This is a genomic window from Streptomyces sp. NPDC054932 (assembly GCF_053610205.1).
The window spans coordinates 1-20466 of sequence record NZ_JBSGXU010000002.1 but is presented as its reverse complement, the minus strand read 5'-3'; the positions used below and the strand labels follow the sequence as shown (position 1 = coordinate 20466).

The 20466-nt window shown below is 69.3% G+C and carries 19 protein-coding genes; 9 read left to right on the top strand and 10 right to left on the bottom strand.

From position 1 onward, the window contains the following. Nucleotide 1 precedes the first annotated feature (1 nt). Entirely contained in the window at nucleotides 2–1324 is a 1323-nt protein-coding gene (locus ACWGE1_RS00805; RefSeq protein WP_453418398.1) for a globin domain-containing protein, read from the bottom strand. A gap of 7 nt (nucleotides 1325–1331) precedes the next feature. Further along, a complete protein-coding gene (locus tag ACWGE1_RS00800) occupies nucleotides 1332–1982 on the bottom strand; it encodes an HAD family hydrolase (protein WP_453418397.1) in 651 nt (216 codons plus the stop codon). A gap of 165 nt (nucleotides 1983–2147) precedes the next feature. Between ACWGE1_RS00800 and ACWGE1_RS00795 the strand changes: the two genes are divergently transcribed. Genes ACWGE1_RS00795 through ACWGE1_RS00785 form a run of 3 tightly spaced genes read left to right on the top strand, consistent with a single transcriptional unit; the run spans nucleotide 2148 to nucleotide 4745 of the window. Further along, nucleotides 2148–3041, top strand: coding sequence for a GNAT family N-acetyltransferase (locus ACWGE1_RS00795; RefSeq protein WP_453418396.1), 894 nt, complete (start codon nucleotides 2148–2150; stop codon nucleotides 3039–3041). Nucleotides 3042–3056: 15 nt separating this feature from the next. Beyond that, nucleotides 3057–3518: an N-acetyltransferase family protein gene (locus ACWGE1_RS00790; protein ID WP_453418395.1), complete on the top strand. Its 462-nt coding sequence runs from the start codon at nucleotides 3057–3059 to the stop codon at nucleotides 3516–3518. A 57-nt stretch (nucleotides 3519–3575) separates the two neighbouring features. After that, nucleotides 3576–4745, top strand: coding sequence for a winged helix DNA-binding domain-containing protein (locus ACWGE1_RS00785; protein WP_453418394.1), 1170 nt, complete (start codon nucleotides 3576–3578; stop codon nucleotides 4743–4745). Between the two features lie 14 nt (nucleotides 4746–4759). Here ACWGE1_RS00785 and ACWGE1_RS00780 read toward each other — a convergent pair whose 3' ends face one another. Further along, nucleotides 4760–6145, bottom strand: a complete 1386-nt coding sequence (locus ACWGE1_RS00780; protein ID WP_453418393.1) for a serine hydrolase domain-containing protein — start codon at nucleotides 6143–6145, stop codon at nucleotides 4760–4762. A 9-nt stretch (nucleotides 6146–6154) separates the two neighbouring features. Continuing rightward, nucleotides 6155–7621, bottom strand: a complete 1467-nt coding sequence (gene dnaB, locus ACWGE1_RS00775) for a replicative DNA helicase (protein WP_030713894.1) — start codon at nucleotides 7619–7621, stop codon at nucleotides 6155–6157. Between the two features lie 452 nt (nucleotides 7622–8073). Here dnaB and ACWGE1_RS00770 point away from each other — a divergent pair, with 452 nt between their 5' ends. Further along, nucleotides 8074–9411, top strand: coding sequence for an MATE family efflux transporter (locus ACWGE1_RS00770; RefSeq protein ID WP_453418392.1), 1338 nt, complete (start codon nucleotides 8074–8076; stop codon nucleotides 9409–9411). 119 nt (nucleotides 9412–9530) lie between these two features. Here the strand turns inward: ACWGE1_RS00770 and rplI are convergent, their stop codons facing one another. From rplI to rpsF, 4 genes are all read right to left on the bottom strand, one after another. Further along, the gene (rplI, locus tag ACWGE1_RS00765) at nucleotides 9531–9977 is read right to left on the bottom strand and encodes a 50S ribosomal protein L9 (protein WP_030008386.1); all 447 of its coding nucleotides are present in this window, start codon (nucleotides 9975–9977) and stop codon (nucleotides 9531–9533) included. A gap of 18 nt (nucleotides 9978–9995) precedes the next feature. After that, nucleotides 9996–10232, bottom strand: a complete 237-nt coding sequence (gene rpsR / locus ACWGE1_RS00760; RefSeq protein ID WP_005315025.1) for a 30S ribosomal protein S18 — start codon at nucleotides 10230–10232, stop codon at nucleotides 9996–9998. A 43-nt stretch (nucleotides 10233–10275) separates the two neighbouring features. Continuing rightward, nucleotides 10276–10872, bottom strand: coding sequence for a single-stranded DNA-binding protein (locus ACWGE1_RS00755; protein ID WP_453418391.1), 597 nt, complete (start codon nucleotides 10870–10872; stop codon nucleotides 10276–10278). A 72-nt stretch (nucleotides 10873–10944) separates the two neighbouring features. Further along, nucleotides 10945–11235, bottom strand: a complete 291-nt coding sequence (gene rpsF, locus ACWGE1_RS00750; protein ID WP_004950685.1) for a 30S ribosomal protein S6 — start codon at nucleotides 11233–11235, stop codon at nucleotides 10945–10947. A gap of 252 nt (nucleotides 11236–11487) precedes the next feature. On the opposite strand from rpsF, the gene ACWGE1_RS00745 reads away from it, so the two are divergent. The 3 genes from ACWGE1_RS00745 to ACWGE1_RS00735 all read left to right on the top strand — a co-directional run bounded on the left by ACWGE1_RS00745 (nucleotide 11488) and on the right by ACWGE1_RS00735 (nucleotide 14157). Then, on the top strand, nucleotides 11488–11790 hold the full coding sequence (locus ACWGE1_RS00745; RefSeq protein WP_389121188.1) for a hypothetical protein: 303 nt from the start codon (nucleotides 11488–11490) through the stop codon (nucleotides 11788–11790). A 142-nt stretch (nucleotides 11791–11932) separates the two neighbouring features. Beyond that, complete coding sequence (locus ACWGE1_RS00740) at nucleotides 11933–13051, top strand: lipid II:glycine glycyltransferase FemX (protein WP_030383942.1); 1119 nt, start codon at nucleotides 11933–11935, stop codon at nucleotides 13049–13051. Nucleotides 13052–13125: 74 nt separating this feature from the next. Continuing rightward, nucleotides 13126–14157: an alanine racemase gene (locus tag ACWGE1_RS00735; RefSeq protein ID WP_453418390.1), complete on the top strand. Its 1032-nt coding sequence runs from the start codon at nucleotides 13126–13128 to the stop codon at nucleotides 14155–14157. Nucleotides 14158–14167: 10 nt separating this feature from the next. Here ACWGE1_RS00735 and ACWGE1_RS00730 read toward each other — a convergent pair whose 3' ends face one another. Next, nucleotides 14168–15628, bottom strand: coding sequence for a glycosyltransferase family 87 protein (locus ACWGE1_RS00730; protein ID WP_453418389.1), 1461 nt, complete (start codon nucleotides 15626–15628; stop codon nucleotides 14168–14170). Nucleotides 15629–15721: 93 nt separating this feature from the next. Then, nucleotides 15722–18325, bottom strand: coding sequence for a transglycosylase domain-containing protein (locus ACWGE1_RS00725; RefSeq protein WP_453418388.1), 2604 nt, complete (start codon nucleotides 18323–18325; stop codon nucleotides 15722–15724). A gap of 275 nt (nucleotides 18326–18600) precedes the next feature. Here ACWGE1_RS00725 and ACWGE1_RS00720 point away from each other — a divergent pair, with 275 nt between their 5' ends. Both ACWGE1_RS00720 and ACWGE1_RS00715 read left to right on the top strand, forming a co-directional pair. After that, the gene (locus ACWGE1_RS00720; RefSeq protein WP_030383938.1) at nucleotides 18601–19203 is read left to right on the top strand and encodes a PadR family transcriptional regulator; all 603 of its coding nucleotides are present in this window, start codon (nucleotides 18601–18603) and stop codon (nucleotides 19201–19203) included. Nucleotides 19204–19252: 49 nt separating this feature from the next. Next, complete coding sequence (locus ACWGE1_RS00715; RefSeq protein ID WP_453418387.1) at nucleotides 19253–20335, top strand: inositol-3-phosphate synthase; 1083 nt, start codon at nucleotides 19253–19255, stop codon at nucleotides 20333–20335. The last annotated feature ends 131 nt before the right edge of the window (nucleotides 20336–20466 follow it).

Sequence of the window (20466 nt, the reverse complement as noted above, 5' to 3'; positions counted from 1 at the left end):
CTCAGCCGGCGAGGCCCGCCAGTTCCTCCACCGCGTCGTACCGGATCCGCTCGCAGGGGATGCCGATCCGAAGGAGCTCGTCCACTCCGTTGCGGATCATCGCGGGCGGCCCGGAGACGAAGGCGTCGTACGAGCTCCACGGCCCGTGCGGACCCACCGCGTGCGGCAGCTGTCCGGCCAGCCCGTCGCCGACCACCGGGCGCACCGACAGCCAGGGATGCGAGCGCTGGAGCCCCAGCAGCGTGTCCTTGTCGTACAGGTCGTTGTCGCTGCGGGCCCCGAAGAAGACCTCCACCGGGCGCCGCTCACCGTGCTCGGCCACGTCCTCGATCAGCGCCTTGATCGGGGCGATCCCGGTGCCGCCGCCCAGACACAGCATGCCGTTGTCCGTGGTGTGGTCCACCACCATCGAGCCGGCCGGCGGTCCCAGACGCAGCACGTCCCCCGGTCGGGCATGGCGCACCAGCGCGTTGGAGACCCAGCCCGCGGGGACGGCCTTGACGTGGAAGGACAGCAGCCCGTCGGCGCGCGGCGCCGAGGCGAAGGAGTAGTGCCGCCACACCCTCGGCCACCAGGGGGTCTCCAGGCTCGTGTACTGGCCGGCCAGGAAGGAGTAGGGCTGGTCGGGGCGGACCGTCAGCACCGCGATGTCCGGCGTGCGCAGATCGTGGGAGACGACCTCCGCGTGCCACCACGCCGGAGCCTTCACCTCGTCCTCCGCTGCCGCGTCGATCATGATCTGGGAGATCGCGGTGTACGCCCGCACCCAGGCGGCCTGCGTCTGCGGCCCCCAGCTGTTCTCCGCGTACCGGGCCAGCGCCCCGACGAGGGCCTCCCCGACCGCCGGGTAGTGACCGGCCATGGTGCCGTACTTGCGGTGCCCGGTGCCCAGTCGGCGCAGATAGGGGACGAGGACGTCGGGGTTGTCGATGTGCTCGGCGGCGGTCAGCAGCGCCTTCAGCAGCCGGTCACGCTGCACGTCCATGGCTGCGGGGAACATGCCGCGCACTTCCGGGTGCCCGGTGAACACCAGGGCGTAGAAATAGGAGGTCACCCTGTCTGCGACGGGTGCGATCTCGGCGAGGGTCCGGCGGATGAGTACGGCATCCGGTGAGGGTTCGGTCGCGCCGCCCTCGCCGGATATCCGGGCCACTTCGCGTCTGGCCGATCTGGTGGGCGGAGCGTCCATGCGGTGCCTCGCTTCGAGCATCTCGGTCGGTCTGCACACGCCACGGCCTGTGAATCCGTGGTTCCGGGTTTCACAGCGTGCCAGCCGCCCCAGGGGCCTGCGGGGAAATGCAGAAATTCCGCGTTTCGAACCCACTTTCCTCCTAAGATGCGTCAACTCCCGGGCGCGTCAGACCCACAAGCTGGTATGCCTCGCGCAGATCCCGACCCTGATACACATGAGTCGCGCGCTCGGCGAGATAGGGCCGCGCATTGACCGCCACCGAGACGGGCACCGCCTCGAACAGCATCGCGTCGGTCACCGAATCCCCGTAGGCGACACAGTCGCTCCGGGTCACGCCGAACTGCGCGCACAGCCGGTCCGCCACCCTCACCTTGCCTTCGGGGGTCAGGATCCCGGACTCCTCCACCGGCCGGGTGAACGGCACCTCCGGGAAGACCGACCCGTGCGCGGCGTGCGCGCCCCACTCCAGCAGCAGCTCCACGAAGAAGGACGGCGACAGGGAGATCACCGCGCAGTAGTCCCCGCGGTCCCGGATCTCCTGCCAGACGTCCCGGATCCCTGCGAGCCAGGGAGCCCCGTCGAACGCCGCCCGGACATGCGCGGGCGTCAGATCGGCCCACAGGGCGTGGGCGGCCACGGAGAACTGGTGCGGGCCCATCTCCTGCGCACCGAAGGCCCGTTCCAGAGCGGCGATCTCGGCGCTCAGCCCGAGCTGACGCGAGATCTCGACCGGCGCCGCCGAGCCGTACATCAGCGTCCCGTCGAGGTCGAAGAGGTGCAGGAGAGTCATAGCCCACGAGGCTAGTCGGTCCGTTTCACGTGAAACACCGTGTTTCACGTGAAACATCGCCCTGGGGCCCGTCCGGGGGTATCCGACGTTTCACGTGAAACATCCTCCTGAACATCACCCTCAAATCCTCTGGACGGGTCCCATTCCATGATCCAGTCTGGGCCGGTGACACCACCACACATCACCGATCTACCGATCCGGGCGCTGACCGTGGACGATCTCCGCCACTGCGCCGACCTGTCCGAGGATCGCGGGTGGCTCCGCGAGGACCACAAGTGGCGTCTGCTCCTCGCCGCCGGAAAGGGCTATGGCGTCGACGCCCCGGACGGCCGGGGACTCGCGGCCTCCTGCGTCGTCACCCGCTACGGCACCACCCACGCCGGGCCGGAGCTCGCCGCCGTCGGGATGGTTCTCGTGGCCGACCGCTTCGCCCGCCAGGGCCTGGGCCGGCGCCTGATGACCCACGTCTGCGACGACGTGCTCAAGGGCGTCCCCCTGACCCTGCACGCCACTCCGTACGGGCGTCCCCTGTACGAGGAACTGGGCTTCGAGACGACCGGCCGCGCCGAGATGCTGATGGGCACCTTCCGGCTCGAAGGCACGCCCGGCACGTACGGCACCTCCCGGGTCCGGCCTGCCAACGCCGAGGACCTCCCCCGCATCCTGCGTCTGGACGCCGAGGTCTTCGGCACCGACCGCACCCACATGATCACCCGACTGCCCGCCTTCGCCGACCAGCTGCTCGTCGCCGAGGACCCCTCCGGAGACGGGACGCTCACCGGCTACGCCGCGGCCTGGCCCAATATGCACACCCAGGTCATCGGCCCACTGATCGCACACGACACGGCGACCGCCCAGTCACTGGTCACCGCGCTCGCCAGGGGTACCGACCGGCCACTGCGCACCGATGTCGACGTGCGGCACGAGGAACTCCTGGCCTGGCTCAAGGACCGCGGCCTGGCCTCCGTGGCCTTCAACGCGGTCATGACCCGCGACATCCCCGGCCTGCCCGGCGACTGGACCCGCCGGTGGGCACCGCTCACCGTGGCCGCCGGCTGAGAGAGGAACCCCATCGTGACCGACACTCCCGAGCCGGCGATCAGGCCCGCCACCGAGGCCGATGTGGCTGCGATCGTCGCCATGCTGGCCGACGACCCGCTCGGCGCCACCCGCGAGTCCCCGGATGACCTCACCCCGTACCTGGCGGCCCTGAAGCGCGTCACCGAGGACCCGAACCAGCACCTGGTCGTCGCCGTCCGCGGCGACCGTGTCGTGGGCACCCTCCAGCTGACGATCGTCCCGGGGCTCTCCCGCAAGGGGTCCACCCGGTCCATCATCGAGGGCGTCCGTGTACACGCGGACGAGCGCGGCAGCGGCCTGGGCACCCGGTTCATCGAATGGGCCGTCGAGAAGTCCCGTGCCGAGAACTGCGCGCTGGTGCAGCTCACTTCGGACGTGAGCCGCACCGATGCCCACCGCTTCTACGAGCGGCTCGGGTTCACCGCCTCGCACGTCGGGTTCAAGCTCCAGCTCTGACCGGCCGTTCCGGCAAGCCGGGCCGCCGTGTCGGCGGCCCGGCCTACGATCGGGAGGATGAGCCTCCCCCTGGTCACCACCGCCGAGCGACGCCACCGGCTCGGCCGGCGCCACCGCCTGGCTCCGTCGGACCGCGCCACGACGGTCGCGGAGGCGGCGGACTCCGTCGTCGCCCTGCACGCCACGGACGCCGCGACCGTTTTCCTCTCGGCCCGGGCCCGGCTCGCCGAGGGCGGCCCGGAGGTGATCGAGCGGGCGCTCTACGAGGACGTGAGCCTCGTGCGCCTGCTCAGCATGCGCAACACTCTCTTCGCGGTCTCCACCGAGCTCGCTCCGCAGGTCGACGCCTCCACCGCCCGCGCGATCGCCGCGAAGGAGCGCCGTACCCTCCTCAAGCACCTTGACGAGGACGGACAGGGACTCGACGCCGAGTGGCTGACCCGGGCCGAGGCCGCCGCACTGGACGCCCTCGACGTCCACGGCCCTTCCACCGGCAGCCAGCTGTCCGCGGCCGTACCCGCACTGCGCCAGAAGATCACCATCAGTCGCGGCAAGAAGTACGAGACGGAGCAGGGGGTGGCCACCCGGGTCATCCGGCTGCTCGCCGCCGACGGCCGGATCCGCCGCGACCGACCGCGCGGCTCGTGGACCTCCAGCCAGTACCGCTGGGTCCACACCGAACGCTGGCCCGCCCTGCCCGCCGCCGAGGCCCGTACGGAGATCGCCCGCCGCTGGCTCCACGCGTACGGCCCCGCCACCGAGGGCGACCTCAAGTGGTGGACCGGCTGGACCCTCACGGACGTCCGCAAGGCCCTCGCCGCTGTCGGCCCCGACCAGGTCCGCCTCGACGACGGCAGCACAGCCCTCGTCAGCCCCGGGGACACCGCACCCGAACCCGCCCCGGAGCCCTGGGCCGCGCTGCTGCCCGGTCTCGACCCCTCCGGCATGGGCTGGGCCGACCGCGGTTTCCACCTCGACCCCGCCCACAGGAGCACCCTGTTCGACTACGCCGGCAACATCGGCCCCACCGTCTGGTGGAACGGCGAGATCGTCGGCGGCTGGGCACAGCGCGCGGACGGCGAGATCGTCTGGCGGCTGCTGGGCAACCCCGGCCGGACCGCCGAGCAGGCGATCACCGCCGAGGCCGCCCGGCTCGCCGCATGGGTGGGCGAGGCCCGGATCACCCCGCGGTTCCGCACCCCGCTGGAGCGCGAACTCGTCGCCTGAACGGGTCCGGCCCCTCAGCCGATGCCGCGCCAGCCCTGTGGGTCCACCCCACCGGGCACCGGGGCATCGGCGTCGTACGGCTCCCGAGTGAACACGAAGGAGGCCAGGTCGAGATGGCTGACCGAGCCGTCCTCACGGCGCACCGCCCTCAGCGTCTCACCGGCGTAGTAGCCGGAGAGTCCGGTCCAGCTGCCGTCCGGCTCGGCCCGGAAGCGGGCCGTGCGCCCGGCCGCGCCCACCGGCCCCAGTTCCAGCAGCCCGTCCGCGGTGAGCCGGACGACCTGGGCCGAAGTCCCCCAGTACCAGGGGCCGCACAGCTCCAGCGGCACGTGGTCCGACTCCAGGAACGGCCGCCACGGCCGCGGGAAGCACGGCTCGGCATCCGCCACGATCCCCACGAGATCCGCGGCCACCGTCGAGGCCGGAAGGCCCGAGGTGCAGTTCGCCAGCACCACCGCCGCCACGTCGTCCGCCTCGCTCAGCCACAGCCCCGCCACGAAGCCGGGCAGCGATCCACTGTGCCCCGCCAGCTTGCGCCCGCCGACGGCCGCCAGCTGCATGCCGAGCCCGTAGCCCAGCTCGGCGAGACCGGGTTCCGGGGGCGCGGCCGCCGTGCGCATCTCCCGTACCGACTCGGCGGACAGGACGCGCTCGTCACCGCGCAGCAGGAAATCGGCGAAGCGCGCCAGGTCCCGCGTCGTGGACCAGAGCCCGCCGGCCGCGGCCATCAGCCCCAGGTCCTCCAGCGGTTCGGGCATCATCACGTCCGCCCAGGGATGCACCGCCCAGCCGCCGGCGTGCGGGGCATGCGGCTGTCCGCTCGTGCGCTCCAGCCCCAGCGGCTCCAGCACCTCGATCCGCAGGGCCTCTTCCCAGGACCTTCCGCGCACCGCCTCCACCAGCGAACCCAGCAGGGTGTAACCGGGGTTGGAGTAGTGGTGCCTGGTTCCGGGTGCCAGCTTGAAGGGCTCCTCCCCCAGCACGTCGGCGAGTTCGGGGCGCTGGGCGCCGGGGGTGCGCTCCCACCACTCGCCGGGCGTCTCCGCCGCCAACCCGCTCGTGTGGGCGAGCAGTTGAGCGATGGTCACCTGCCCGGCGCCGGTTCCCGGAAGGTGCTTCTCCAGTGGGTCCGCGAGCGAGAGCAGCCCCTCGTCCCGCATCCTCATCACGAGGACCGCCGTGAACGTCTTGGTGATCGATCCGATCCGGTACTGGACGTCGCCGTCCGGACCGTGCCCCTCGACCGAGGTCCGGGAGCCCTCCCAGACCACCTCGCCACCGCGCACGACGGCCGCCACCACGGACGGCGCCCGCCCTTCGCTCTGCGCGACGGCGATCCGGTGCCTCAGCGCGCGCCGGGTGGCAGGGAGAAGTTCAAGGTCCTCAGCAAGCTCATCCATGATCGGATGCTACGTGTTGGCCATGTCCACGAAGCGTGAATAGTGACCCTGGAAGGCCACCGTGATCGTGGCCGTGGGGCCGTTACGGTGCTTCGCCACGATCAGGTCCGCCTCACCGGCGCGGGGGGACTCCTTCTCGTAGGCGTCCTCACGGTGCAGCAGGATCACCATGTCCGCGTCCTGCTCGATCGAGCCCGACTCACGCAGGTCGGAGACCATCGGCTTCTTGTCGGTGCGCTGTTCCGGACCACGGTTCAGCTGGGAGAGCGCGATCACGGGGACCTCGAGCTCCTTCGCCAGCAGCTTGAGGTTTCGGGACATGTCCGAGACCTCCTGCTGACGGCTCTCGGGACGGCGCGAGCCGCCCGACTGCATCAGCTGGAGGTAGTCGATGACCACGAGCGAGAGGTCGTTGCGCTGCTTGAGCCGACGGCACTTGGCCCGGATCTCCATCATCGACAGGTTGGGGGAGTCGTCGATGTAGAGCGGTGCGGCGGAGACGTCCGGCATCCGGCGGGCCAGCCGGGTCCAGTCGTCGTCGGTCATCGTGCCCGAGCGCATGTGGTGGAGCGCCACCCGGGCCTCCGCCGAGAGCAGGCGCATGGCGATCTCGTTGCGCCCCATTTCGAGGGAGAAGATCACGCTCGGCAGGTTGCTCTTGATGGAGCAGGCCCGGGCGAAGTCCAGCGCGAGCGTGGACTTGCCCATGGCGGGACGGGCGGCGATGACGATCATCTGGCCCGGGTGCAGGCCGTTGGTCAGCGAGTCCAGGTCCGTGAAGCCCGTGGGGACACCCGACATCTGGCCGCTGCGCGAACCGATCGCCTCGATCTCGTCGAGGGCGCCCTCCATGATGTCGCCGAGCGGCAGGTAGTCCTCGGAGGTCCGCTGCTCGGTGACGGCGTAGATCTCGGCCTGGGCGCTGTTGACGATCTCGTCGACGTCGCCGTCGGCCGCATACCCCATCTGCGTGATCTTCGTACCGGCAGCGACCAGGCGGCGCAGGACGGCCCGCTCATGGACGATCTCCGCGTAGTACTCGGCGTTCGCCGCGGTCGGCACGGACTGGACCAGGGTGTGCAGGTACGAGGCCCCGCCCACCTTGCTGATCTCGCCGCGCCGGGTCAGCTCGGCGCCGACGGTGATCGGGTCGGCCGGCTCGCCCTTGGCGTACAGGTCGAGGATGGCCTGGTAGATCGTCTCGTGCGAGGGACGGTAGAAGTCGTGGCCCTTGAGGACCTCGACGACATCCGCGATGGCGTCCTTCGAGAGCAGCATGCCGCCGAGCACGGACTGCTCGGCGTCGAGGTCCTGCGGAGGGACGCGCTCGAAGCCGCCACCACCGCCGGAGTCCCAGGAGCCGCCCTCGCGGCCCCGGTCGTGCTGTTCGTCCCCGCGGCCGCGGCCTTCGCTGTTACGGCGCGGACGGGCGGGCAGACGGTCACCCGGACCGCTGTCGGCCCAGGGGTCGTCCATGGGCTCGGGCATGCTCACCGGGCCGCCTCCTCCCGTCCGCAACGCGGACCTCGCCGTGTCACTCTTTCTACGACACGGCTCTGACATATGGGGCACCCGAATCCGCTGTCGGCGAGTCGGGCAACGAACCACGGTAGGCCCGAGAGCGGCGTCAGCCAATCTTGTTATCCACAGGCTGTGTGGACGACATGTGGATGACGGGCCCAATGCTGTGGGTAACTCGCCGGAAGCTGTGTACGGACCGGGGGACGACGCTGTGGACAAAATCACCCGCGGCACCCCGTTACCCACTCTGACCTGCATTTTCTTCCTCCGGAGCAAGGGGTGGAGAAAATTCTTGGACACTGTCTCAAGATCGCCTCCAATGAGGTGCGGGGAACGCCCAAGTCAGCGCGTCCGTAAGGATCCAAAGACAGTTGCATCTATTACCTGTGGAAGATTAGATTGAGCGCATGACACAGGCCCTCGATGCACCCGAAGCGGGTCCGAGACGGCACGACCGAGAGATCTTCGCCCTCGCCGTCCCCGCCTTCGGCGCCCTCGTCGCCGAGCCCCTCTTCGTGATGGCCGACAGCGCCATCGTGGGACACCTCGGCACCCCCCAGCTGGCCGGCCTCGGCATCGCCGCCGCGGTGCTCACCACCGCCGTGAGCGTGTTCGTCTTCCTCGCCTACGCCACCACCGCGGCCGTCGCCCGCCGCGTCGGCGCGGGAGACCTGCAGGCGGCCATCCGGCAGGGGATCGACGGCATCTGGCTCGCCCTGCTGCTGGGCATCGCCGTCATCGCCGTGGTGCTGCCCGCGGCCCCGTCACTGATCTCGCTCTTCGGCGCGTCCGACACCGTGGCCCCGTATGCGATCACCTATCTGCGGATCTCCGCCCTCGGCATCCCGGCCATGCTCATGGTCCTGGCCGCCACCGGGGTCATCCGCGGCCTCCAGGACACCCGTACGCCGCTCTACGTCGCCGTCGGAGGCTTTGCCCTCAATGCGGGCCTGAACGTCGCCCTCGTCTACGGTGCGGACCTCGGCATCGCCGGCTCCGCCTGGGGCACGGTCCTCGCCCAGTGCGCCATGGCCGCCGCCTACCTCTTCGTGGTGGTACGCGGAGCCCGGCGACACGGCGCCTCCCTGCGCCCCGACACCGCGGGAATCCGGGCCTGCGCCCAGGCCGGCGCCCCCCTGCTGGTCCGCACCCTGTCGCTGCGCGCCATCCTGCTGATCGCGACCGGAGTCGCCGCACGGCTCGGCGACGCCGACATCGCCGCCCATCAGATCGTGCTCGCCCTGTGGAGCCTGCTCGCCTTCGCACTGGACGCCATCGCGATCGCCGGGCAGGCGATCATCGGCCGCTATCTGGGTGCGGGCGACACCAAGGGTGCCCAGGCCGTCTGCCGCCGCATGGTCCAGTGGGGAATCGCCTCGGGCGTCGTGCTCGGCCTGCTGGTCGTGGTGGCCCGCCCGGTGTTCATCCCGCTGTTCACCAGCGACCCGGCGGTCGAGGCGGCACTGCTGCCGGCCCTGCTGGTCGTGGCCCTCTCCCAGCCCGTCTCCGGCATCGTCTTCGTGCTCGACGGGGTCCTGATGGGCGCGGGCGATGGCCCCTACCTGGCCCGGGCCATGCTCCTGACGCTCGCCGCGTTCGTCCCGGCCGCACTGCTCGTGCCGGTCCTGGGAGGCGGCCTGACGGCGCTCTGGTGCGCCATGACGCTGATGATGGTGGTCCGGATGATCACTCTCCAGCTGCGCGCAGGCTCGGGCCGCTGGCTGATCGCTGGAGCCACCCGCTAAGGCCGTGTTTCACGTGAAACACCGCCGCCCTCACCGCCCGGGATGTTTCACGTGAAACACCGCCCGGCAACGACGAAGGGCCGCACCCCAGTGGGGTGCGGCCCTTCAGTGCGCAGCCCTTAGGCCGCGACGACCTCGATGCCCACGTTCGCGGCCACGTCGGCGTGCAGACGCACGGAGACCTGGTACGAACCGAGGGTCTTGATCGGAGAGCCGAGCTCGACGCGGCGCTTGTCGACCTTCGGGCCGCCCGAGGACTCGATCGCCGTGGCGATGTCGGCCGGGGTCACGGAACCGAAGAGACGACCGGCGTCACCCGCGCGGGTGGCCAGACGGACCTTCACACCCTCGAGCTTGGCCTTGACCTCGTTGGCCTGCTCGATGGTCGCGATCTCGTGGATCTTGCGGGCGCGGCGGATCTGCGCCACGTCCTTCTCGCCACCCTTGGTCCAGCGGATCGCGAAACCACGCGGGACCAGGTAGTTGCGAGCGTAACCGTCCTTGACGTCGACGACATCGCCGGCGGCACCGAGGCCAGAAACCTCGTGGGTCAGGATGATCTTCATTAGTCGGTCACCCTTTCCTTATCGCGCGGTGGACGTGTAGGGCAGCAGTGCCATCTCACGGCTGTTCTTGACGGCCGTGGCGACGTCACGCTGGTGCTGCGTGCAGTTGCCGGTAACGCGGCGGGCACGGATCTTGCCGCGGTCGGAAATGAACTTCCGCAGCATGTTCGTGTCCTTGTAGTCCACGTACGCGGTCTTGTCCTTGCAGAACGCGCAGACCTTCTTCTTAGGCTTGCGCACAGGCGGCTTCGCCATTGTGTCTCTCCTGTGTGATCAAGAAGTGGGGATGCGAGCTGCCCTAGAAGGGCGGCTCGTCCGAGTAGCCACCGCCGGAGCTGCCGGAGCTTCCGCCCCAACCGCCCCCGCCGCCGCCCTGCTGCTGGCCACCGGCCGGCGCGCTGGACGCCCACGGGTCGTCGGAGGGAGCTCCGCCGCCCTGCTGCTGCTGGCCACCGGGGGCTCCGCCCCAGTTGCCACCGCCGCCGCCCTGCTGCTGACCGCCGCCGCCGTATCCACCCTGGCCACCGCGGCCGGTGGTCTTGGCGACCTTGGCCGTGGCGTTCTTCAGGCTGGGGCCGACTTCCTCGACGTCCAGCTCGTAGACCGTGCGCTTGACACCCTCACGGTCCTCGTACGACCGCTGCCTCAGCCGGCCCTGCACGATGACGCGCATGCCTCGCTGAAGGGACTCGGCGACGTTCTCCGCCGCCTGCCGCCACACCGAGCAGGTCAGGAACAGGCTCTCGCCGTCCTTCCACTCATTGGTCTGACGGTCGAAGGTGCGGGGGGTGGACGCGACACGGAACTTCGCGACCGCCGCACCCGAGGGGGTGAAGCGCAGCTCGGGGTCGTCGACGAGATTGCCGACGACCGTGATGACGGTCTCGCCTGCCATGGATGAACCTCTCGGCGGGGATTGCTGCTGGGCTGCTGTGCTACTCGATCCCGATTACCGCTGAACCGAAGTTCAGTGGGTCTCGGGGCGAAGGACCTTGGTCCGGAGAACCGACTCGTTCAGGTTCATCTGTCGGTCAAGCTCCTTGACGACCGCAGGCTCGGCCTGAAGGTCGATGACCGAGTAGATGCCCTCGGGCTTCTTCTTGATCTCGTAAGCGAGACGACGACGGCCCCAGGTGTCGACCTTCTCGACCTTTCCGTTGCCCTCACGGACGACAGAAAGGAAGTTCTCGATCAGCGGGGAGACAGCGCGCTCCTCGAGATCGGGGTCGAGGATGACCATCACTTCGTAGTGACGCATGTGGAACCCACCTCCTTTGGACTCAGCGGCCACGGTCGTTCCGTGGCAGGAGGGTCGTGATGCGTGAGCACGGCGTCCACAGAGCAGACACCGCGCAGCTGTACAGACTACCTGCTCGCGTCCTTCCGGTTGAAATCCGCCGGGAGAGGGCCACAATCTGTACACATCGGGTGTGCTCGGTGCTATGCCCCCGGCCCCTTGCCGGAGGCAGCCCGCAGCACCGCTCAGCTTCAGCCAGGAGGTGCCTTTCCGATGGCACAGGCAATGCGGCCCCCTCAGATCTCGCTGCTCTCCACCGACGGCAAGCCCCACCCGCTGCAGGACACCCTGATGGCGGTCACCCTGACCCTCGGCGCCGTGGCGTTCGTCACGGCCTTCTTCCACAACCTGCACCTGATCAGCTCGTGGGCCGGGCTGATCGGAATCCTGACCGGCGCGTACGGTCAGTTCGTCTCCGTCACGACACGCGAACGCTTCGCGCTGATCATCGGCCTTGGCGCGTCTGCCATCGGCTTCTACATCGGCATGTTCCACGGCGGCCTCTTCGGCGGCTGAGGAGACTGACCGGGGCAGCTCCGCGGCAGGGCGCCGGCCACCCACCGGCCCGGGCCCACGGCCCGTCCCCCAGAAGGGTGGCGCCCTTGTCGCAGTAGGCTTCGCGCCATAGCCAGCGAAGCCGCCGGAGGAGACGCCCCGCATGAGCCTGTCCCTGAGGACCATCAGCCGAGAGCAGCATCTGGGATACCTCCAGAGCCTGCCCTCGGCTAGCCACTGCCAGGTCCCGGCGTGGGCCGACGTGAAGAACGAGTGGCGTTCCGAGAATCTCGGATGGTTCAACGAGTCCGACGAACTCGTCGGCGCGGCCCTCGTCCTGTACCGACAGCTGCCCAAGGTGAAGCGGTACCTCGCGTACCTGCCCGAGGGCCCGGTCATCAACTGGTACGCCCCGAATCTGGAGGAGTGGCTCCAGCCGATGCTGGCCCACCTCAAGCAGCAGGGCGCCTTCACCGTGAAGATGGGCCCGCCCGTCGTCATCCGCCGCTGGAACTCGACCGCCATCAAGGCCGGCATCCAGGACCCGAACGTGAAGCGCCTGCGCGACGTGGAGGCCTCGGTCATCGAGCCGCGCGCCTTCGAGGTGTCGGACAAGCTGCGCCGCATGGGCTGGCAGCAGGCCGAGGACGGCGGCGCCGGATTCGGCGACGTCCAGCCGCGCTACGTCTTCCAGGTACCGCTGGCCAACCGCTCGCTGGACGACGTCCTCAAGGGCTTCAACCAGCTGTGGCGCCGCAACATCAAGAAGGCCGAGAAGGCCGGCGTCGAGGTCGTCCAGGGCGGCTACGACGACCTGCCGACGTGGCAGCACCTGTACGAGATCACGGCCGAGCGCGACAAGTTCCGCCCGCGTCCGCTCAGCTACTTCCAGCGCCAGTGGACGGCCCTCAACTCCGAGGACCCCAACCGGATGCGCCTCTACATCGCCACGCACGAGGGAGAGCCGCTGGCCGCCGCCACGATGCTCACCGTCGGCCAGCACGTCTGGTACTCGTACGGCGCCTCCGCCAACCACAAGCGCGAGGTCCGCCCCTCGAACGCGATGCAGTGGCGCATGCTGCGCGACTCGTACGCGCTCGGCGCAAGCGTCTACGACCTGCGCGGCATCTCTGACACGCTGGACGAGAACGACCACTTGTTCGGTCTGATCCAGTTCAAGGTCGGTACCGGCGGCGAGGCCGTGGAGTACGTCGGCGAGTGGGACTTCCCGCTCAACAAGGTGCTGCACAAGGCCCTCGACATCTACATGTCGCGCCGCTGACCAGTCCCACCCCGCCCCACACACAGACAGCACCGCTGCACCACGCAGCTTCTCAGGAGAGGTTCCGGACGGGCATGGCGCTCACGCTCTACGTCGACACCGCGCGCTGGCGTGCGCACCAGAAGCAGATCCAGGACCAATTCCCCGGCCTGATCCCGGTCTGCAAGGGCAACGGCTACGGCTTCGGCCACGAGCGGCTCTGCGAGGAGGCGACCCGCATGGGCGCCGACATCCTCGCCGTGGGAACGACGTACGAGGCCGCCAGCATCAAGGACCGGTTCGGCGGCGACCTGCTCGTCCTCACCCCGTTCCGGCGGGGCGAGGACCCGGTGCCGCTGCCCGACCGGGTCATCCGCTCGGTCGCCTCCCTGGACGGGGTGCGCGGTCTGGTGGGGGCGCGGGTGGTCATCGAGTGCATGAGCTCCATGCGCCGCCACGGAATCTCCGAGCAGGACCTCGGCCAGCTGCACGCCGCGATCGAGGACGTCCGCCTGGAGGGCTTCGCCCTGCACCTGCCCCTGGACCGCCCGGACGGCTCGGACGCCGTCGAGGAGGTCATCGGCTGGATGGACCGGCTGCGCGCGGCCCGGCTGCCGCTGCACACCATGTTCGTGAGCCACCTGCGGGCCGCGGAGCTCGCGCGGCTGCAGCAGCAGTTCCCGCAGACCCGTTTCCGCGCGCGCATCGGCACCCGGCTGTGGCTGGGCGACCACGAGGCCACCGAGTACCGCGGCGCGGTCCTCGACGTCACGCGCGTGGCCAAGGGCGACCGGTTCGGCTACCGGCAGCAGAAGGCCGCCTCCGACGGCTGGCTGGTCGTGGTCGCCGGCGGTACCTCGCACGGGGTGGGCCTGGAGGCCCCCAAGGCACTGCACGGGGTGATGCCGCGTGCCAAGGGAGTCGCCCGGGCCGGCCTGGCCACGGTCAACCGGAACCTTTCGCCCTTCGTGTGGGCGGGCAAGCAGCGCTGGTTCGCCGAGCCGCCGCACATGCAGGTGTCGATCCTGTTCGTGCCTGCGGACGCGACCGAGCCGAAGGTCGGCGACGAGCTGGTGGCGCACCTGCGCCACACGACCACGCAGTTCGACCGGGTGCTCGACGCCTGAGTCCGCCCGGTCAGTCCTTGGGGCCCGCGCCCCAGTCGACCCGCTGTTCCTCCGAGGGCGTCGCGTACTGCGGCGCCCTCGCCGCGTCCGACAGCACGAACACGTCCTCGGCGCCGTCCAGGACGCCGCCGGAGGGGTCGTCCGAGCCGTCCCTCCGGACGACGTCCCGCTCGGGCATCAGGATGTCCCGGACGATGACCGCGCACAGGTACAGGGTGGTCAGCAGGTGCGCGGCGATCGCCAGCTGGTAGCCCTCCACGGGCAGGCCCTGGTGCTTGTCCTCGCTGGACGTGTAGGCGAGGTAGAACCAGATCCCGAGGAAGTAGGCGACCTCGCCGGCCTGCCAGATCAGGAAGTCGCGCCAGCGCGGCCGGGCCAGCGCGGCGAGCGGGATGAGCCACAGCACGTACTGCGGCGAGTAGACCTTGTTGCACAGGATGAAGGCGGCGACGACCAGGAAGGCCAGCTGTGCGAACCGGGGCCGCCGCGGGGCGGTCAGGGTGAGCACTCCGACGGCCCCGCAGAGCAGGAGCGTCAGTCCGGTCGCGTACGTGTTGGCGCCGGTCAGGGGGTTGCCCGAGCGCTGGGAGATCAGCAGCCACACCGAACCGAAGTCGATGGGCCGCTCCTGGCTGAAGGTGTAGAACTTCGTCCAGCCGTCCCAGGCGAAGAGCATGATGGGCAGGTTCACCGTGAGCCAGGCCCCGGCCGCGCCGAGGACGGCGGCTCCGAAGGCGCGCCACTTCCCGGCCCGCCAGCAGAGCACGAACAGCGCCCCGAGCAGCAGTACGGGGTAGAGCTTGGCCGCGGTGGCCAGGCCGATGAGGACGCCGAAGAGGACCGTCCGGCCGCGGGACCACATGAGCATCCCGGCGGCGGTCAGGGCGATGGCCAGCAGGTCCCAGTTGATCGTCGCCGTCAGGGCGAAGGCGGGCGCCAGGGCGAAGAGCAGTGCGTCCCAGGGGCGACGGCGGTGGGTCCGGGCGACGCACACGGCGATGACGGCCGCGCAGCCCATCAGCATGCCGGCGTTGACCATCCAGTACATCTGTTCGCGGTGCTGCATGGAGCCGCTACCGGGGGTCAGCCAGGAGGCGATCTCCATGAAGAGCCCGGTGAGCACCGGGTACTCCAGGTACTCCATGTCGCCGGGGATCCGGTCGAAGTAGGGCGTCAGGTTGTCTGCGAACCCGCGTACCGCGTACAGGTGCGGGATGTCGGAGTAGCAGGCGTGGGTGTACTGGGAGCCCGCTCCCCGGAACCACGCCCAGTCGTAGCAGGGCAGCTTCTGCACCATGCCGAGCGCGAACATGCCGATGGCGATGAGGGCCACGACGCGGACCGGCCCCAGCCAGTGCCCGCCGAGCCGGGCATGGCGGCCGAGCGGGCCGCCCATGAACTCGGCTCCGGCTGCGGCGACCTCGTCCTGCTGCGTGGGCAGTACGGGGTGGTCCTCGTGCACCTTGGTCATGCGCTCATCCTGCCGTACGGGGCCGGACATGGGGGAAGGCCGTCGCACGGTGCGTGCGACGGCCTTCCTCGGTTCACGGGACGGTGGTCCGGGTCACTCGTCGTCGAAGTCGTTGATCCCGGTGGTGGTGCCGCCAGGACGGCCCGGTTTGCCGGACTGCGTCGGGGACGGTGATCCGCTGGATCCGCCGGTGGTGCCGGCGATGACCCCGGAAGTGGTGCCGCTGTCCGCACCCCCGTTGGTGGTCCCGCGGGTGGTGTCCGGGTCGCAGTACAGCTTCCACGGCGGGCAGGACGGCCGGCCGCCCTTGGACGGGGAGGGCGACGGCGACGGGGACGTCGGCGGGATCGTCGACGGGGAGGGGGACGGCGGGACGACCGGCGAGGGCGTGGGGGAGGGGGCACCGGCGGAGTCGGCGGTGACGCCGATGTCCTCGGCCTCCGGGAAGTCCTTGACCGGGACGCCCTTGAGCGCTTCGCCCATGTACTCGGTCCAGATCTCGGCCGGGATGTCACCACCGTGGAGGGAGGGGATGTCGCCCACACCCTTCATGGAGATCAGCTTCTTGTCCTGCGAGTTGGGGTCGGTGCGGAAGAGGACCACCGAGGTGGACAGCTCCGGGGTGTAGCCGACGAACCACGCCGACTTGTTCTCGTCCGTCGTACCGGTCTTGCCCGCAGCGGGCCGGCCCAGCTTCTTGACCTTCTTGCCGGTGCCGTTCTGGACGACGTTCTCCAGCACCTTGGTGATGTTGTCGGCCACGTCGCTGTCCATGGCCCGCTGGTCCTTGGGGGGCTCGAAGCCGGACAGCTTCTCGCCGTTCTTCTCGACCTGGGTCACGGAGAACGGCTCGCGGTGCGTGCCGGAAGCGGCGAAGGTCGCGTACGAGTCGGCCATGCGGATGGCGCTGGGGGTCGAGGTGCCGAGGGCGAAGGAGGCGTCGGGGTTCGGGTTCATCGACTCCTCGAGGATGCCCGTGGCCTTCGCCACGGACCTGACCTTGTCGTGGCCGACGTCGAAGACGAGCTGGGCGAACGGGACGTTGATGGACTTCTCCATCGCCTCGTTGAGGGTCACGTACCCGAAGGCGGTGGGGCTCTCGTTCTTCTGCCTGAACGGGGCGCCGGAGGCGTCGCGCAGCGGCTTGCCCTCACGGTTGTTGATCACGGTCAGGTCATTGGCCTGGTACTTGCTGTCGGCCGAGATGCCCTTGCCCTTGGAGTTCTGGGTGCCGTACTCCATCGCCGCCGCCAGCACGTACGGCTTCCAGGTCGAGCCGACCGGGACGCCGCTGGTGTTGGCGTTGTTGCTGAAGTACTTGTGGTCCCAGCCCGGGCCGCCGTACAGGGCGACGAGGGCCCCGGTCTTCACGTCCACGGAGGCCGCGCCGAACTGCACGAAGGTGTCGGTGTCGGGGCGCGCCTTCTCGTCGATCAGCCCGTTACGGGTGTCCTCGACGGCCTTGACCAGCGCGTCCACCCTCGGCTTCTGGAACGTGGTCTTGATCCGGAAGCCGCCCATGGCCATCTGCTCGGGCCTGATGCCCTTGGTCTTCATCACGTAGGCCTTGGCCGTGTCGACCAGGTAGCCGATCTGGCCGGTCATGCCGCGGGCCTGCTCCGACTCGGCCCGGGGAGGGAAGTCCGCGTCGGTGTACTTCGCCCGCTCGGCCTTGTCCATCCGGCCGACCTCGACCTGCCGGTCCAGCACCCAGGCCCAGCGCTCGCGGGCCCGCTTCTCGTTGAGGGCGGGGGTGGCCGCGGCGCCGATGCCGCCGTCCGGGTTGTAGAGGTTGGGGCCCTTCAGCACTGCGGCCAGGAACGCGCATTCGGAGGGGTTGAGGTCCTGGCTGTCCTTGGCGAAGTAGGCGCGGGACGCGGCCTGGATCCCGTAGGCGTCCCGGCCGTAGTAGGCGGTGTTGAGGTAGCCCGCGAGGACCGTGTCCTTCCGCTCGGACACACCCAGCCTTATCGCGATGAAGAGCTCGGTGGCCTTGCGCTTGAGCGTCTGGTCGGAGTCCAGGTAGGTGTTCTTCACGTACTGCTGGGTGATGGTCGAGCCACCCTGGGTGGAGCCGCCCGAGGCCATGTTCCACACGGCTCGGGCGATGCCCATCGGGTCCACGCCCTTGTCGGTCTCGAAGGACTCGTTCTCCGCCGCGATCACGGCGTCCCTCATCGACCGGGGGATGCTGGAGATGGGCACGATCTGCCGGTTCATCGAACCGCCCGTCGCGACCATCTGGCTGCCGTCGGCCCAGTAGAAGACGTTGTTCTGGGCCTGGGCGGCCTTGTTCGGGTCGGGCGTGCTCACCATGGCGATACCGATGCCGGCACCGGCCGTCATGACCGCGAAGAAGCCCAGCGCCGTTCCGGCGACGAACTTCCAGGACGGCAGGAAGCGCTTCCAGCCGGATCTGTCCGACCTCGGGTAGTTGATGAGCCGCTTGTCCGGGCGCCCGGTGCCGCGGGAGGCGGTTCCGGTTCCTCGGCCGCGGCCCGCGGCCCCTCTCTGGGTGGCCCGGCGGGCCTCGGTGCGGCTGCCCCCGGCGGGCTGCGGTGCGTAGGGGCCGCTGTGTGACGCCGTGGGGACGTCACGTCCGGCCGAGCCCCTTGCGGGGCGCTGCTGGGCGGCACGGCGGGCTGAGGCGCGCCCACCACCCTCGGGCTGCGGCGGCTTGCGACGGTGCTCGCTCATCGAACGACTACTCCTCGGGCAGGCGAGTGGCCTGGAAGCGGCAGAAAGTTTCCGGTTCCCCCCGGTGTCATGGCGCACAGACTACGCAGGCTCAAAACGCCCCCACTGCCGAAGTTCACCCCAAATCAGGCAACCTGCCTGGTGCGAATTGGTGATGTGACGCCGGTCACCACGTCTCCCCTTGTCGATCAGAGCGGCCCGTTCTATCGTCTGGATGTATCGAGTCGATACATCAGCTCGACATAAAGACTCAGGGGCGGAGGAGAGGCAGGCGGATGAGCAGACGCTCAGGCATCCTCGAGTTCGCCGTCCTCGGCCTGCTCCGCGAATCCCCCATGCACGGCTATGAGCTGCGCAAGCGGCTCAACACGTCGCTCGGGGTGTTCAGAGCCTTCAGCTACGGGACGCTCTACCCCTGCCTCAAGACGCTGGTCGCCAACGGCTGGTTGATCGAGGAACCGGGCAACGCTCCGGAGGACGCCCTCGCCGCTTCACTCGCAGGGCGCCGAGCCAAGATCGTCTACCGGTTGACGGCCGCTGGTAAGGAGCATTTCGAGGAATTGCTCTCCCACACCGGCCCCGACACCTGGGAGGACGAGTCCTTCGCCGCCCGCTTCGCCTTCTTCGGCCAGACCGAACGAGACGTGCGCATGCGAGTGCTGGAGGGCCGCCGCAGCCGGCTGGAGGAGCGTCTGGAGAAGATGCGCGCCTCGATCGCCCGGACGCGGGAGCGTCTCGACGACTACACGCTCGAGCTGCAGCGGCACGGCATGGAGTCCGTGGAGCGCGAAGTGCGCTGGCTGAACGAGCTCATCGAGAGCGAGCGGGCGGGACGGGATCGGAGACGAACCGGTCCGTCCGACGAAACTGAAAAATGAGGCCTGCACCTTGCAGACCTCGTCCGAGAACAAACAGGGAGCAACCGGAATGGGTTCGGTTCGCGTAGCCATCGTCGGCGTGGGCAACTGCGCCGCCTCGCTGGTGCAGGGCGTCGAGTACTACAAGGACGCCGACCCGGCGGCCAAGGTCCCCGGTCTGATGCACGTCCAGTTCGGCGACTACCACGTGCGTGACATCGAGTTCGTCGCCGCGTTCGACGTCGACGCGAAGAAGGTCGGCCTCGACCTTTCGGACGCCATCGGCGCCAGCGAGAACAACACCATCAAGATCTGTGACGTCCCGAACGCAGGTGTGACCGTTCAGCGCGGCCACACCTACGACGGCCTGGGCAAGTACTACCGCCTGACGATCGAGGAGTCCGCCGAGGCTCCGGTCGACGTGGTCCAGGTCCTCAAGGACCGCGAGGTCGACGTCCTGATCTGCTACCTGCCCGTCGGCTCCGAGGACGCGGCGAAGTTCTACGCCCAGTGCGCCATCGACGCCAAGGTCGCCTTCGTCAACGCCCTCCCGGTCTTCATCGCCGGCACCAAGGAGTGGGCCGACAAGTTCACCGAGGCCGGTGTCCCGATCGTCGGCGACGACATCAAGTCGCAGGTCGGCGCCACCATCACGCACCGCGTGATGGCGAAGCTGTTCGAGGACCGCGGTGTCCGTCTTGAGCGCACCATGCAGCTCAACGTCGGCGGCAACATGGACTTCAAGAACATGCTCGAGCGCGACCGCCTCGAGTCGAAGAAGATCTCCAAGACGCAGGCCGTCACCTCGCAGATCCCCGACCGTGAGCTCGGCGAGAAGAACGTCCACATCGGCCCGTCCGACTACGTCGCGTGGCTCGACGACCGCAAGTGGGCCTACGTCCGCCTCGAGGGTCGCGCCTTCGGCGACGTCCCGCTGAACCTCGAGTACAAGCTCGAGGTGTGGGACTCCCCGAACTCGGCCGGTGTCATCATCGACGCCCTGCGCGCCGCGAAGATCGCGAAGGACCGCGGTATCGGTGGCCCGATCCTGTCGGCCTCCAGCTACTTCATGAAGTCCCCGCCGGTGCAGTACTTCGACGACGAGGCCCTGGCCAACGTCGAGAAGTTCATCAAGGGCGAGGTCGAGCGCTAACCGAACCCAAGGGTCATAACGACACCTGGACTTCGGCAGTTCTTCCGCGGAGGGTCCCCGGGCAATGTGCCCGGGGACCCACCGCGTTTGTGAACCATTCCCTCAAGCCAGTCGTACGTGTTATGCGCGTA

What these genes read in the sequence shown, in the direction of transcription:
- ACWGE1_RS00800 (WP_453418397.1), bottom strand. Translation starts at nt 1,982, where the DNA reads ATGACTCTCCTGCACCTCTTCGACCTCGACGGGACGCTGATGTACGGC.
- ACWGE1_RS00785 (WP_453418394.1), top strand. Translation starts at nt 3,576, where the DNA reads ATGAGCCTCCCCCTGGTCACCACCGCCGAGCGACGCCACCGGCTCGGC.
- ACWGE1_RS00780 (WP_453418393.1), bottom strand. Translation starts at nt 6,145, where the DNA reads ATGGATGAGCTTGCTGAGGACCTTGAACTTCTCCCTGCCACCCGGCGC.
- dnaB (WP_030713894.1), bottom strand. Translation starts at nt 7,621, where the DNA reads ATGGACGACCCCTGGGCCGACAGCGGTCCGGGTGACCGTCTGCCCGCC.
- ACWGE1_RS00770 (WP_453418392.1), top strand. Translation starts at nt 8,074, where the DNA reads ATGACACAGGCCCTCGATGCACCCGAAGCGGGTCCGAGACGGCACGAC.
- rplI (WP_030008386.1), bottom strand. Translation starts at nt 9,977, where the DNA reads ATGAAGATCATCCTGACCCACGAGGTTTCTGGCCTCGGTGCCGCCGGC.
- rpsR (WP_005315025.1), bottom strand. Translation starts at nt 10,232, where the DNA reads ATGGCGAAGCCGCCTGTGCGCAAGCCTAAGAAGAAGGTCTGCGCGTTC.
- ACWGE1_RS00755 (WP_453418391.1), bottom strand. Translation starts at nt 10,872, where the DNA reads ATGGCAGGCGAGACCGTCATCACGGTCGTCGGCAATCTCGTCGACGAC.
- rpsF (WP_004950685.1), bottom strand. Translation starts at nt 11,235, where the DNA reads ATGCGTCACTACGAAGTGATGGTCATCCTCGACCCCGATCTCGAGGAG.
- ACWGE1_RS00745 (WP_389121188.1), top strand. Translation starts at nt 11,488, where the DNA reads ATGGCACAGGCAATGCGGCCCCCTCAGATCTCGCTGCTCTCCACCGAC.
- ACWGE1_RS00740 (WP_030383942.1), top strand. Translation starts at nt 11,933, where the DNA reads ATGAGCCTGTCCCTGAGGACCATCAGCCGAGAGCAGCATCTGGGATAC.
- ACWGE1_RS00735 (WP_453418390.1), top strand. Translation starts at nt 13,126, where the DNA reads ATGGCGCTCACGCTCTACGTCGACACCGCGCGCTGGCGTGCGCACCAG.
- ACWGE1_RS00730 (WP_453418389.1), bottom strand. Translation starts at nt 15,628, where the DNA reads ATGACCAAGGTGCACGAGGACCACCCCGTACTGCCCACGCAGCAGGAC.
- ACWGE1_RS00725 (WP_453418388.1), bottom strand. Translation starts at nt 18,325, where the DNA reads ATGAGCGAGCACCGTCGCAAGCCGCCGCAGCCCGAGGGTGGTGGGCGC.
- ACWGE1_RS00720 (WP_030383938.1), top strand. Translation starts at nt 18,601, where the DNA reads ATGAGCAGACGCTCAGGCATCCTCGAGTTCGCCGTCCTCGGCCTGCTC.
- ACWGE1_RS00715 (WP_453418387.1), top strand. Translation starts at nt 19,253, where the DNA reads ATGGGTTCGGTTCGCGTAGCCATCGTCGGCGTGGGCAACTGCGCCGCC.